Source organism: Cobetia sp. MB87 (assembly GCF_011319755.1).
In the GTDB taxonomy this organism is placed as follows: Bacteria; Pseudomonadota; Gammaproteobacteria; order Pseudomonadales; family Halomonadaceae; genus Cobetia.
Genome location: NZ_VFBC01000008.1, coordinates 293,433 through 306,833 on the forward strand (window position 1 = coordinate 293,433; position 13,401 = coordinate 306,833).

A 13,401-nucleotide genomic window follows, 5' to 3' on the forward strand; every position below is an offset into this window, starting at 1 on the left:
GGGAGGCGGTTGTCGCGGCTCTGCCCGCTTTGTAGATTGCGATCTACAGTGAAGGAACCTGCCTGGCTCATCGGCCTTGCCTGACCTGGAATACCTCTACAAAGCCGCGTCCACGGTCCAGCCAGGCCGTTGTCTCGACCGCACGATCCGCCAGTTCATAACGATAACAATGTGGTGCCGCCATGACGCCTGAGACCCTGACCGAGCCGACGCCCGTCGCTCGCCGCCGTTCGCGCAGCCAGTTGCGCGGCCGCCCGCTGGATGCCGAGGCCTGGGGTGCGATTCAGCGCCTGCTGGGTGATGCCCCGGTGCAGCGTGACCTTCTGCTCGAATATCTGCATGTGCTCAATTATAAGGTCGGCTACCTGACGCTGCCCCATCTGCGCGCGCTGGCCGAGTGGATGCGTCTGCCGATGGCCGAGGTCTACGAGACGGCCACCTTCTATGCCCACTTCACCGTGGTTCGCGATGGCGAGACGCCGCCCGCGGCGCTGACCGTGCGCGTCTGTGATTCGCTGTCCTGTCAGCTGGCCGGCTCCGAAGCCTTGCGCGCCGGTCTCGCCTCGGGGCTGGACCCCGAACAGGTGCGCGTGCTGCGTGCGCCCTGCATGGGGCGCTGCGACAGTGCGCCGGTGGCGGAGGTCGGGCATTACCATCTCGGCCATGCCAGCGTGGAAGGCGTCACGGCGGCGATTGCCGAGGGCCATGTGCATGCCGCGCCGGCAGCGAGTCTCGACTATCCGCGGCTGGCGGAATATCGCGCCAGTGGCGGCTATGGGCTGCTCGCCGCGCTGGATGGCGGTGAGGTCAGCATCGAGGACCTGGCGCAGATGATCGAACAGGCCGGTCTGCGTGGCCTGGGCGGGGCGGGTTTCCCGACGTTTCGCAAGTGGGGCTTCGTGCGTGCCGAGGCCGGGCCGCGTTATTGCGTGATCAATGCCGATGAAGGCGAGCCCGGCACCTTCAAGGACCGCTGCTATCTGGAGCGTGAGCCGCACACCTTCCTCGAGGGTGCGCTGGCCAGTGCGCATGCCATCGAGGCCGAAGCGCTCTACCTCTATCTGCGCGACGAGTACCCGACCCTGAATGCCGTGCTGCGCGAGTGCATCGCGGAGCTGGAAGCCGCTGGCCTCGTCGCGCCGGGCTATATCCAGCTACGGCGTGGCGCCGGCGCCTATATCTGTGGCGAGGAATCGGCGCTGATCGAGTCGCTGGAAGGCAAGCCCGGCAAGCCGCGTCAGCGTCCGCCCTTCGTGGCCCAGTGCGGGTTGTTCGGCCGCCCGACCCTGGTCAACAACGTCGAGACGGTCTATTGGATCGCGCGGCTCCATCGCGAAGGCCATGACCACTACGTCGCGGCCGGGCGTCAGGGACGTCAGGGGCTGCGCAGCTTCTCGCTCTCCGGGCGCGTCAGACGCCCGGGCATGTATCTGGCACCGGCCGGCATCACGCTCAATGAGCTGGTCGAGGAATACGGCGGCGGCATGGCCGAGGGCCATCGTCTGCGGGCCTATCTGCCCGGCGGGGCCTCCGGCGGCATTCTGCCGGCCAGCAAGGCGGACCTGCCGCTGGACTTTGACACCCTGCAGGCCCACGGCTGCTTCATCGGCTCGGCCGCGGTGGTGGTGCTGTCGGATAAGGACGACCTGGCGGCGGTGGCGCGCAATCTGATGAGTTTCTTCATGGACGAGTCCTGCGGCCAGTGCACGCCGTGTCGTGTCGGCACGCGCCAGATGCTGGCGGCGCTCAGTGGAGATGAGTGGGATGAGTCGCTGCTGACGCGTTTGTCGCAGGTGATGATGGATGCCTCGATCTGCGGGCTTGGCCAGGCCGCGCCCAATCCGGTGCTCGGCCTGCTCAAGGACTTCCGCCAGACCCTCGCGGATGGTGGGGTGCGCCTGATCGCCACGAGCGATGCGGCCGACGCCACGAGCCATGCGGCTGACACCACGGGAGGTGAGGCATGAATGCGCTGACAGGATTGGGCAACTCATCCTCGGATGATCAGCCGCTGCGCGAGAATGGCTTCACCATCACGCTGGATGGCGCCGAGGTGACGGCCTATCCCGGCGAGACGCTGTGGAAGGTCGCCAGGCGTGCCGGCGAGACGATTCCCCATCTCTGCTACAGCGAAGCGCCGGATTATCGCGGCGATGGCAACTGTCGCGCCTGCATGGTCGAGATCGATGGCGAGCGCACTCTCGCCGCCAGCTGCATCCGCGAGGCGCGGGCGGGCATGGTGGTGCGTAGTGCCAGTTCACGGCGTGCCGGCGAGGCGCGCGCGATGGTGGTGGAGCTGCTCGCCGCCGACATGCCCGCCGAGGCGCACAACCCCGATGTCAGCAGCCACTTCATGGCGATGGCCGAGCTGCTGGCGGTGGATGTCGGGCACGCGCGCGAGACCCTGGGCGGCGCCCGCGAGACGGTCCGCGAGTGGCTGGGGGATACGGTGGAGGAGTGGTTGCCGACGCAGGCCAGCGCTCTCGATCACTCCCACACCGCGATGGCGGTCAATCATGACGCCTGCATCAGCTGCGGCCTGTGCGTGCGCGCCTGTCGCGAGGTGCAGGTCAATGACGTGATCGGGCTGGCGGGGCGCGGCAGCAATACGCGCATCGTGTTCGATCTCGAGGACCCGATGGGCGACAGCACCTGCGTCGCCTGCGGCGAGTGCGTGCAGGCCTGCCCGACCGGCGCCCTGATGCCCGCCGCCCAGGTGGATGAGCAGGGCTTCGGCGACAGCGCCGCCGTCGATGCGCGCGTTGCCTCCATCTGCCCGTACTGCGGTGTGGGCTGTCAGCTGGAGTATCAGATCAGCCGTGGCAGCGGCGAGGCGTTGAGTGCCGAGGGGCAACCGGTCGCGACCCTGGCGGATGCCCAGCAGGGCATGGCGGACGGCGACTCCCTCAAGACTGACAAGCGCCGGCAGCGCGTCGCGGATACGCGGCTGGACAACATCATTGCGGTCAGTGGTCGTGATGGCCCCTCCAATCACGGACGCCTGTGCGTGAAGGGGCGCTTCGGCTTCGATTATCCGCGCCATCCGGAGCGTCTGATCCGCCCCCTGATCCGCCGTGACGGCGTGGCCAAGGGGCTGGATGCGAACTTCGATCCCGCCCACCCGCTGACCCACTTCCGTGAGGCCAGCTGGGACGAGGCCCTCGAGGTCGCGGCCGAGGGGCTCATGCGCCTCAAGCGCGCGCATGGCCCCGACAGCCTGGCGGGCTTCGGCAGCGCCAAGTGCACCAACGAGGAGGCGTGGCTGTTCCAGAAGCTGGTGCGTACCGGCTTCGGCTCCAATCATGTCGATCATTGCACGCGCCTGTGTCATGCAAGTTCAGTGGCGGCGCTGATGGAAGGCGTCGGCTCGGGCGGCGTGAGCGCCTCCTTCATGCAGGCCGAGCAGTCTGATCTGATCGTGCTGACCGGCTGCAACCCGGGCGTCAATCATCCGGTGGCGGCGACCTTCTTCAAGCGCGCCGCCAGGCGTGGCACGCGCATCGTGGTGATCGACCCGCGTGCGCTGGCGCTGCGGCGTCATGCGCATCGCTCGATCCAGTTCACGCCGGGGGCGGACGTGGCGCTGTTCAATGCCATGCTCAACGTCATCATCACCGAGGGGCTGGCCAATCAGGCCTACATCGAGGCGCATACCGAGGACTTCGCCGCGCTGGCGGAGCATGTCGCGGCGCTGACGCCGGAGGCGATGTCGCCGCTGTGTGGCGTGGCGGCAGAAGAGATTCGCGCCGTGGCCCGTGAGTACGCGATGGCCGAGCGCGCGATGATCTTCTGGGGCATGGGCATCTCGCAGCACACCCACGGCACCGACAACGCGCGCTGTCTGATCGCGCTGGCGCTGGTGTGTGGCCATGTCGGGCGTGAAGGCACCGGCCTGCATCCGCTGCGCGGGCAGAACAACGTCCAGGGCGCCTCGGATGCCGGGATGATTCCGATGGTCTTCCCTGATTATCAGCCGGTGGGTGACACGGCGGCGCGCGAGCGGCTGGAAGCGCTGTGGGATACGCCGCTCTCGGCCACACCCGGCCTGACGGTGGTGGAGATCATGCACGCCATCCATGCCGATCAGATCCGCGGCATGTACATCCTCGGCGAGAATCCGGCGATGTCGGACCCGGATCTCGATCACGCGCGCAGCGCGCTGGCACATCTCGAGCATCTGGTGGTGCAGGACATCTTCGTCACCGAGACGGCGCAGTTCGCCGATGTGGTGCTGCCTTCGTACGCCTGGCCGGAGAAGGACGGCAGCGTCACCAATACCAACCGCCAGGTGCAGCGTGGGCGGGCGGCACTGCGCGCCCCGGGCGAGGCGAAGCCGGACTGGTGGATCACCCAGCAGCTGGCACGGCGCATGGGGCTTGACTGGGATTACGCCGGGCCGGAGGAGATCTATGCCGAGATGCAGCAGGGCATGGATTCCCTCGACAACATCGACTGGGCGCGGCTGTCCGAGGAGAACTCGGTGACCTATCCGTGCCTGACGCCGGGAGGCGAGGGCGAGGATGTGGTGTTCGGCGAGGGCTTCCCGCGCGCCAGCGGCCGTGCCCGCTTCGTGCCGACCTGGCCCACGCCGCCGGATGAGACGCTGGATGATGACTACCCGACGGTGTTGACCACCGGCCGTCAGCTGGAGCATTGGCATACCGGCTCGATGACACGCCGCGCGACGGTGCTCGACAATCTCGAGCCGGCCGCCGTGGCTACGCTCAATCCGGTGGAGCTGGAGCGCCTGGGCATCACGCCGGGCGAGCCGCTCTCGATCACCACGCGGCGTGGCCAGATCACTCTTGCCACCCGCGCCGATCCGCTGACGCCGGCCGGCATGGTCTTCGTACCATTCTGCTACGCCGAGGCCGCCGCCAACCTGTTGACCAATCCAGCGCTCGATCCGGTGGGCAAGATTCCGGAGTTCAAGTACGCCGCCTGCCGTCTGGCCAGAGCCGAACCTGTCTCGGCCAGTCTGGACACCTGAACGCGAGGGGAGGTGAGAGGAGGAGAGGGAAAGGAAAGGGGACGTCTGGCGCAAAGGAAAGGGTACGTCTGGCGCAAATGCCTATGGCAGTGGCGCTGGCGGATACGCAGGGCGCGCCTCGGTCTGACCAGAATGTCGGAGACAGCCTGTCGTGCATTTCGATTATCCTCACAAGGGCTATGCTCAGAGCAGAGTGGGTCAATACCAATGACAATGCCCGCCGTCAGCGAGCAAGGAGAATGACGATGATGATCGTGGAGCTGATTGATCACGAAGACTTTCGTGAGCGGCTGGTGGCGCTGGGCGTGCAGATTTCCGAGCATGCCTGCGCGGACACCTGTGCACGCATGGCACTCAGAAAGCATGCCGAAGTGGGTGTGCCGGGCCTGCAGGAACTGGTGCGTGAGCTGGTGATGCACTCCGATATCCTGCTGCCCTCGGTGCGCCAGGCGCTGGACAAGTATCTGCTGCCGGGGCTGCGCTAGGCGCGGCACTCAAGAAAGATTGCGCGCCGCGCACTGACACCGTCTGCCAGATGAACAAAAGGGCCTGTCGACTGACAGGCCCTTTTGCGTGGGTGCTCACTCGCCTCTTTTCACTGCGCGCAGTGGCTCAGGTCGATGCGTTGGCGCGGTCGTACTCGCGTTTCTCCCAGCGCAGACCGCGGAACAGCGAGAAGCACATCACCAGCAGTACCACCGTGAAGGGTAGCCCCGTGGAGATGGCGCCCGCCTGCAGCGCACTCAGTGCGGTGTTGCCGCCGCCATACAGCAGGGCACAGGCGATCAGGCCGCCGGCCGCTGCCCAGAAGACACGCTGGCGCGTCGGGGCATCCTGCTTGCCACCGGCGGTGATGGAGTCGATCACCAGCGAGCCGGAGTCGGAGGAGGTCACGAAGAATACCAGCACCAGCACGATGGCGACGCAGGACGTGATGGACGACAGCGGCAGGCTGTCGAACATCTGGAACATGGCCATCGAGGGAGTCTCGATGCCCTGGGCCAGTTCGCTGCCGGCGGCTCGCGCCTCTTCCAGTGCGGTGCCACCGAAGACGGTCATCCACACGATGGTGACCAGGGTCGGTACCACCAGCACGGCGGTCACGAATTCGCGCACACTGCGTCCGCGGGAGATACGCGCGATGAACATGCCGACGAACGGCGACCAGGAAATCCACCAGGCCCAGTAGAAGATGGTCCAGCTATGGAACCAGCCTTCGTCGGGGCGATCGATCCAGTTGGACAGCGGCAGCAGATATTCCAGATAGCCGACGCTGGTGGTGCCGAGCCCGGTGATGATGTCCATGGTCGGGCCGACGATGAACAGGAAGACCACCAGCAGCGCGGCCAGCATCATGTTGAGATTGGAGAGGCGTTTGACGCCGCCATCCAGGCCGCGACTCACCGAGTAGATGGCCGCGAGCGTGACCGCCACGATCACGCCGATCTGGCTGACCAGTCCATCGCCGATGCCGAACAGATGGTCCAACCCGGAGGCCGCCTGGGCCGCGCCCAGCCCCAGCGAGGTGGCAAGGCCGAACAGGGTGGCGAGCACCGCGACGATATCGATGATATGTCCGCTCCAGCCCCATACACGCTCACCCAGCAAGGGGTAGAACACCGAGCGCAGCGTCAGCGGCAGGCCCTTGTTGTAGGCGAAGAAGGCCAGTGACAGGCCGATCACGGCATACATGGCCCACGGGTGAAGCCCGTAATGGAAGACGGTGGCCGAGAGTGCCGCCGTTGCACCTTCCGGCGTGCGCGGTGGTGCGTTCAGGGGCGTGCCTGACCAGTCGGTGTAGTACGCCACTGGCTCGGCGACCCCCCAGAACATCAGGCCGGTGCCCATGCCGGCAGCGAACAGCATCGCGAACCAGGCCATGCGGCTGAATTCCGGCTTGGCGTCGCGTCCGCCCAGGCGCAGGCGGCTGACCGGGTGCAGAACCAGCAGCAGGCAGAACAGGATGAAGAAGTTGCTGGCGAGCATGAACAGCCAATCACCATGGGTGATGGACCATGCCTTGGCACCGCCCAGCGCCGACTTTGCCGACTCGGGCATCAGCAGCGTGAACAGGATGAACCCTACGATCAGCAGCGCACTGATGGTGAAGACCGGCTTGTGGACATCCAGCCCGAGTCGCTGAACATTGTCCTGACCGATCTGGTAATCCGTCACGTACGGATTCGATGACATGAAGTTACCTCGTATTTTTTCTTTCGATAGCCGCTCCTATGGGCATCTCGAGTCAGAATGAGGGACCTTGTCCCGCCTGGTGAAAGCGTTCAGATCTTGGTCTGAAGCCCTGTGCAACATGCGCATTTCTGCCAGTTGCAGGTGACGGCGTCAAACCTTGAGTCATCCTGGTGGTGCGATGAAAGGCATTGATTGTATTGAGGTTTATAGGTCCATTGCTCGTACCGGGAAGTCATTCGGGGCGCTCTAGACTGAACAGGCTGTCCGTGCGTGCATAGTCACTGCCGGCCATGCGCCCGATGGCACGCAGCACCGCATTGTCGACATGCCGCCCATCCCAGACCGTTTCGTCGGCATGCATCACCACCACCTCGGCCAGTACCAGTGAACCGGCCAGCGGCTGCTCACCGAACGAGATGATGTCGCGCAGGCGACAACCGAAGGCGATCGGGGCGCCCCCCACGCGCGGAACCGCAAGCGGCGGCATGGCTACCTTGTTCAGGCCCGCATGGGTGAACTCGTCCTCGTCGGCCGCGAGACTGGCGCTGGTGAGATTGAGCGCCTCGCTCATCGCCTCACCACCGATGTGGATGACGCACTCCGCGACCTGTCCGAGGTTGTTGAGGGTGTCCTTGGTCTTGCCTTCGCCATTGCGCAGCGGGCTGAAGGCGAGCACCGGCGGATTGATGCTGGCGATGGTGAAGAACGAGAAGGGCGCGAGATTGGTGTTGCCTGCCGCATCGATGGTCGAGACCCAGGCGATCGGCCGGGGCGCGATGCTGCCGGAGAACAGGCGATAGAGGATACCTGCGGGAAGCTGGTCGGCAGCGATGAGGGAATGTGTGGTCGAGGAGGCAGTCATGGTGAGGGTCTCGTTGCAGGGCTGTTGTTGTAGAGCTGTTGTTTTGGGGCCGTTGTATAGCGCTGTTATCGCAGAGCGGGCGTTGCAGGGCGTGGCTCTCGATCCGCTCAGGCTGCATGTGGCACGGCGCCTGACATTCGAGAGTCAGAGACCGTCAGGCCGAGCGCGCGAAAATCTGGTCGTCGTGGCGAGTGGCGGCCGCGAATCATCGCGGATGTGGAGCGCGAATCGCGCCTGCCCACAGGCCGCTGGTGCTGGTGAAGAGTGATCTATCTGGCTGCTGGGCGTGGAAAAGGTCCCGGGAAATTCTCCCAGATCATTGCCAGTATTTTTGGTGTGGTCAATTGTCGCAGGTCTTGACCTTTTTCGAGGATGTTGTTCCTGACGCCTCGGTCGAGTTCATTCCTTGTCTGACTCAAGTCACACAATGGGGGCGGGAAACCGGATTTTTGTGCAGAATTTGTAACCAAAAAGTTTCTGTATTGTGTTTATTTGTATATTTTTTATGGTTGCGGGCTGGGCGTCATCTGACAGAAAGGTGGTGAGCCCGCGTAAATGGATGACAGAAAATGACAGTCATCAGGCCATTTGGTTCGGTATTGATCATGAGAATGGCATGCCAAGGTTGCGAAAAAGCGTCCCCTGTTGATCGGGGATGCCAGCATCATGCGAGACGCATCATGGTGCATTTACCTGTCAGGTCATGATCGATAATGAGGCATGTTTTCTCATCAATGAACGCCCGGATCATACAAGTATCATGCTGGGAAAATGTCTCTCTCGCCCGGGGTGGGGGAGTACTTCAGCAACTTTTGAAAGGCCGAGTGGCGTATTTTTTGGTAGTTAATTTCGATATTTAGTCATTTGTTGGATTTTTGTTGCGCATTATCGTGTGGTGGTAGTGGTTGCTTCGACGCCGCGTGCTGCGCCGGTGGCAAGGAGATTTGTGGAGATGCACAGAATTGTGGCGCGACAAGGTCGTGATTCTCCCAGGCATCATCAGGCAGGGCAGGGGGGCTGGCTTTGCGGTGAAGACTGGCGATTGAGGTTCTGTCTGGCCCTGCAAGGCATGCACTGTCGCGACATCATTGCGGTGAGTGTCGGCTTCGCCACCGGATCCAGCTGCCTTAACCTCCCTCGAGCGTGAGAGAACTCATGCCGCCCAAGGCATGATTGGTGCGCACCGGCTGGCCGAAGTCATCCGCATGTGGCCCCTGGTGCGTCATCCTGCCCCGTAGTCAGCCCCCCTGTCTTTTCTCTATCCTGTGCCCGCCTGCGGGAAATCTTCTGATTTCGTTCGAAAGATCGACGGCTTCCTGTTGGTCATTTCTTCGAACGCTGTGTTCCACATGTGGGCTCGTCATGACGCCATGGCGTGTTCCAACGAGGTCGTGAGATGAGAAAAAGCCTAATGCGGGGGGCTCTGCGGGGACTCCCTATCCTCGCGGGATTATTGATGCTGTCCGGCTGTGACGCCGTACTCTTCGATCCCAAGGGGCCTATCGGTGAATCCGAAAAGTCGCTGATCCTGACTGCTACCTATCTGATGCTCGTGGTTGTTATCCCGGTCATCTTCATGACGCTGTGGTTCGCCTGGCGCTATCGCGATACCAAGCAGAGCAAGGCGACCTACACGCCCAACTGGGCGCATTCCACCAAGATCGAGATCGTGGTCTGGGGCATTCCGTGCCTGATCATCCTCGCTCTGGGCATCCTGACCTGGAAGAGCACGCATGAGCTGGACCCGCGTGCCGAGATCGTCGACGGCGGTGAGCCGATCGAGGTGCAGGTCGTGTCCATGGACTGGAAGTGGTTGTTCATCTATCCGGAGCAGGGCATCGCGACGGTCAATGAACTGGCCATGCCGGTGGATCGTCAGGTTCGCTTCCACATCACATCCGACACGGTGATGAACTCGTTCTTCGTCCCGCAGCTCGGTAGCCAGATCTATGCAATGGCGGGGATGGAAAACCGTCTGCACCTGATCGGCAATGAAGTGGGCACCTACGACGGTATCTCTGCCAGCTATAGCGGCGCCGGCTTCGCGGACATGCACTTCAAGACGCACGTCATGAGCGAAGGCGACTTCGACGCCTGGATCGAGAAGGCACGCGGCAGCAGCAAGGTGCTGGATGACGCTGGCTTCGCCGCTCTCCAGGAGCCGAGCGAGGACGTTGCCCCGACCTTCTATGGTCAGGTCAAGCCGAACCTGTATGAGCAGATCATGGCGCCCTACATGGACGGCATGGAGCTGGGCATGAGCGATGATCAGATGCGCCACATGAAGAAGGGTGGAATGCATCACGACAACGCCGAACACGGCATGTCCGATCATGACGCTTCTGGTCACGCTGAATCTGCGATGGCAACCGAGGAATAAGCAATGCTTGGAAAACTCACAATAGAGGCTGTTCCGTATCACGAGCCGATCGTCATGATCGTGCTTGCGGCGGTAATCCTCGGTGGTGCAGCCCTGTTCGGCTTCATCACGGTAAAGAAAAAGTGGGCCTACCTGTGGAATGAGTGGTTCACCTCTGTCGATCACAAGAAGATCGGCATGATGTACATCATCGTCGCGTTGGTGATGCTGATCCGTGGTTTCTCCGATGCGATCATGATGCGTTCCCAGCAGATGCTGGCATCTACCGGCGGGCACGGCTATCTGCCCCCGGATCACTACGACCAGATCTTCACTGCCCACGGCGTGATCATGATCTTCTTCGTGGCGATGCCGCTGGTCATCGGTCTGATCAACGTCGTCGTGCCGCTGCAGATCGGCGCACGTGACGTGGCCTTCCCGTTCCTGAACTCGCTCAGCTTCTGGCTGTTCGTGGTCGGCGCGCTGCTGGTCAACATCTCTCTGGGTCTGGGTGAGTTCGCCAAGACCGGCTGGCTGGCCTATCCGCCGTTGTCGGGGGCCAATTACAGTCCCGGGGTCGGGGTGGATTACTGGATCTGGTCATTGCAGATCTCCGGTGTCGGTACCCTGCTGACAGGTGTCAACTTCATCGCCACCATCCTCAAGATGCGTGCGCCGGGCATGTCCCTGATGAAAATGCCGGTCTTCACCTGGACCGCACTGTGCGCCAACGTCCTGATCGTCGCGGCCTTCCCGATTCTGACCGCTACCATCGCGATGCTGACGCTCGATCGCTACCTCGACTTCCACTTCTTCACCAATGACCTTGGTGGAAACATGATGATGTACGTCAACCTCATCTGGGCCTGGGGCCATCCTGAGGTGTACATCCTGGTGCTGCCGGTCTTCGGTGTGTTCTCCGAAGTCATCTCCACCTTCTCCAAGAAGAAGCTGTTCGGTTACACCTCGCTGGTGTGGGCGACTCTCGTCATCACCGTCCTGTCGTTCATCGTCTGGCTGCACCACTTCTTCACCATGGGTGCCGGCGCTGACGTGAACGCCTTCTTCGGTATCGCGACGATGATCATCTCGATCCCGACAGGTGTGAAGATCTTCAACTGGCTGTTCACCATGTACCGCGGTCGCGTCGAGATGACCTCTCCGGTGCTGTGGACCCTGGGCTTCATCGTCACCTTCACCATCGGTGGCATGACCGGCGTTCTGCTGGCCGTTCCGGGCGCCAACTACGTACTGCACAACTCGCTGTTCCTGATCGCTCACTTCCACAACGTCATCATCGGCGGCGTGGTCTTCGGTGCGATGGCCGGTATCACCTACTGGTTCCCGAAAGCGACCGGCTTCATGCTGTGCGAGAAGTGGGGCAAGCGTTCCTTCTGGTTCTGGATCACTGGCTTCTACCTCGCCTTCATGCCGCTGTACATCCTCGGCTTCATGGGCATGACCCGTCGTCTGCAGCACGTCGACAACCCGCTGTGGGTACCGTACCTGGTCGTCGCCTTCATCGGCGCCTGCCTGATCATGATCGGTATCGCGTGCACCGTGATCCAGATCGCGGTCAGCATCAAGAACCGCAAGCAGCTGCAGGACACCACTGGCGATATCTGGGGCGGTCGTACTCTGGAGTGGAGCACCACTTCACCGGCACCGTTCTACAACTTCGCTCACGAGCCGCAGGTTTCCGAGCTCGACGAGTTCTGGGAAATGAAGGAACGTGGCATCGAGCAGGAGGCCAAGAAGCCTTATGCGCCGATCCACATGCCGCGCAACGCCGCTGCTGGCGTCATCATCTCCGCCTTCAGCCTGGTGTTCGGTTTCGCACTGATCTGGCACATCTGGTGGATGGCCGTGGTCGGGCTGGTCGGCATGATCGCCACCTTCATCGTGCGCTCCTTCAACTACGACATCGACTACTACGTGTCCGTCGAGGAAGTGGAGCGTGTCGAGCGTGAGGGTCGCGAGCGTCGCGCCCTGCCCAGCGCCCGCACACCTAACGACACAGTGGTTCAGGGGTAATCATGGCGAATAATGCAATGACATCTCACGATGGGGCGCATGACGCCCATGACGATCACGAGCATCACGATACCAACGGCCTGAAGGTCTTCGGTTTCTGGCTCTATCTGCTGAGCGACTGCATCCTGTTCGCGATGCTGTTCGCGGGCTACGTGGTACTGAGCCAGGCCTATGCCGGTGGCCCGACGGGCGCCGAGATCTTCGAGCTGGACTTCGTGCTGGTCGAGACCGCACTGCTGCTGGCCTCGAGCTTCACCTACGGCCTGGCGATGCTGGGCATGAACCGCGGAGACAGCTCCGCGGTGATCAAGTGGCTGATGATCACCTTCGCCTGTGGCGCAGGCTTCATCGCGATGGAAATCTATGAGTTCCACCACCTGATCGTGAACGGCCATGGTCCGGACAAGTCCGCGTTCCTGTCTGCCTTCTTCACCCTGGTCGGCACCCACGGTCTGCACGTGACCGTCGGTCTGATCTGGATGGCGCTGCTGATCTTCCAGGTCAAGCAGAAAGGCCTGACGGAAATGCATCGCGGTCGTCTGATGATGCTCAGCCTGTTCTGGCACTTCCTGGACGTCATCTGGATCTGCGTCTTCACCGTCGTCTATCTCACAGGAGTGATGCTATGAGCCATTCCAACAACGACCACAACGACAATCACGGCAGCGTCAAGCAGTACGTGACCGGTCTGATTCTCTCCATCATCCTGACCATCATCCCGTTCGGGATGGTGATGATGATGGACGATCCGGGTGTCGGCGTGATCTGGGCCGTCTACGGCTTCGCCATCGCTCAGGTCTTCGTGCAGCTGTACTTCTTCCTGCACCTGGACGGCTCCAAGGAGCAGAGCTGGAATGTCATGGCCATGCTGTTCACCCTGGTGATCGTGGCAATCGTCGTTGGTGGTTCCATGTGGATCATGATCGAGCTGAATCAGAACATGATGCCCATCTGATAGCGTGA

At 62.4% G+C, this 13,401-nt stretch carries 9 protein-coding genes; 7 read left to right on the plus strand and 2 right to left on the minus strand.

The genetic code is table 11. From position 1 onward, the window contains the following. Positions 1–182: 182 nt before the first annotated feature. From CDPAHKCJ_RS10780 to CDPAHKCJ_RS10790, 3 genes are all read left to right on the plus strand, one after another. Positions 183–1,967, plus strand: a complete 1,785-nt coding sequence (locus CDPAHKCJ_RS10780) for an NADH-ubiquinone oxidoreductase-F iron-sulfur binding region domain-containing protein (RefSeq protein WP_166019780.1) — start codon at positions 183–185, stop codon at positions 1,965–1,967. Beyond that, positions 1,964–4,990: a molybdopterin-dependent oxidoreductase gene (locus CDPAHKCJ_RS10785; RefSeq protein WP_166019781.1), complete on the plus strand. Its 3,027-nt coding sequence runs from the start codon at positions 1,964–1,966 to the stop codon at positions 4,988–4,990. The genes CDPAHKCJ_RS10780 and CDPAHKCJ_RS10785 overlap by 4 nt, the downstream gene beginning before the upstream one ends. A gap of 245 nt (positions 4,991–5,235) precedes the next feature. Further along, complete coding sequence (locus tag CDPAHKCJ_RS10790; protein ID WP_043333148.1) at positions 5,236–5,475, plus strand: hypothetical protein; 240 nt, start codon at positions 5,236–5,238, stop codon at positions 5,473–5,475. A 127-nt stretch (positions 5,476–5,602) separates the two neighbouring features. Here CDPAHKCJ_RS10790 and CDPAHKCJ_RS10795 read toward each other — a convergent pair whose 3' ends face one another. Next, complete coding sequence (locus CDPAHKCJ_RS10795; RefSeq protein ID WP_166019782.1) at positions 5,603–7,183, minus strand: BCCT family transporter; 1,581 nt, start codon at positions 7,181–7,183, stop codon at positions 5,603–5,605. Positions 7,184–7,415: 232 nt separating this feature from the next. Then, the gene (locus CDPAHKCJ_RS10800) at positions 7,416–8,045 is read right to left on the minus strand and encodes a flavin reductase family protein (protein ID WP_166019783.1); all 630 of its coding nucleotides are present in this window, start codon (positions 8,043–8,045) and stop codon (positions 7,416–7,418) included. Between the two features lie 1,411 nt (positions 8,046–9,456). Between CDPAHKCJ_RS10800 and cyoA the strand changes: the two genes are divergently transcribed. Genes cyoA through cyoD form a run of 4 tightly spaced genes read left to right on the plus strand, consistent with a single transcriptional unit; the run spans position 9,457 to position 13,393 of the window. After that, positions 9,457–10,425 (plus strand): ubiquinol oxidase subunit II, encoded by a 969-nt coding sequence (cyoA, locus tag CDPAHKCJ_RS10805; protein WP_166019907.1) that lies wholly within the window; start codon positions 9,457–9,459, stop codon positions 10,423–10,425. A gap of 3 nt (positions 10,426–10,428) precedes the next feature. Then, positions 10,429–12,438 (plus strand): cytochrome o ubiquinol oxidase subunit I, encoded by a 2,010-nt coding sequence (cyoB, locus tag CDPAHKCJ_RS10810; RefSeq protein WP_054555335.1) that lies wholly within the window; start codon positions 10,429–10,431, stop codon positions 12,436–12,438. Positions 12,439–12,440: 2 nt separating this feature from the next. Then, on the plus strand, positions 12,441–13,067 hold the full coding sequence (cyoC, locus tag CDPAHKCJ_RS10815) for a cytochrome o ubiquinol oxidase subunit III (protein ID WP_131431257.1): 627 nt from the start codon (positions 12,441–12,443) through the stop codon (positions 13,065–13,067). Beyond that, entirely contained in the window at positions 13,064–13,393 is a 330-nt protein-coding gene (cyoD, locus tag CDPAHKCJ_RS10820) for a cytochrome o ubiquinol oxidase subunit IV (RefSeq protein WP_107335551.1), read from the plus strand. Before cyoC ends, cyoD begins: the two co-directional genes overlap by 4 nt. Positions 13,394–13,401: the final 8 nt, after the last annotated feature.

Excerpts from the sequence above, each read along its gene's own strand:
- CDPAHKCJ_RS10780 (WP_166019780.1), top strand. The coding sequence starts at position 183 with ATGACGCCTGAGACCCTGACCGAGCCGACGCCCGTCGCTCGCCGCCGT.
- CDPAHKCJ_RS10785 (WP_166019781.1), top strand. The coding sequence starts at position 1,964 with ATGAATGCGCTGACAGGATTGGGCAACTCATCCTCGGATGATCAGCCG.
- CDPAHKCJ_RS10790 (WP_043333148.1), top strand. The coding sequence starts at position 5,236 with ATGATGATCGTGGAGCTGATTGATCACGAAGACTTTCGTGAGCGGCTG.
- CDPAHKCJ_RS10795 (WP_166019782.1), bottom strand. The coding sequence starts at position 7,183 with ATGTCATCGAATCCGTACGTGACGGATTACCAGATCGGTCAGGACAAT.
- CDPAHKCJ_RS10800 (WP_166019783.1), bottom strand. The coding sequence starts at position 8,045 with ATGACTGCCTCCTCGACCACACATTCCCTCATCGCTGCCGACCAGCTT.
- cyoA (WP_166019907.1), top strand. The coding sequence starts at position 9,457 with ATGCGGGGGGCTCTGCGGGGACTCCCTATCCTCGCGGGATTATTGATG.
- cyoB (WP_054555335.1), top strand. The coding sequence starts at position 10,429 with ATGCTTGGAAAACTCACAATAGAGGCTGTTCCGTATCACGAGCCGATC.
- cyoC (WP_131431257.1), top strand. The coding sequence starts at position 12,441 with ATGGCGAATAATGCAATGACATCTCACGATGGGGCGCATGACGCCCAT.
- cyoD (WP_107335551.1), top strand. The coding sequence starts at position 13,064 with ATGAGCCATTCCAACAACGACCACAACGACAATCACGGCAGCGTCAAG.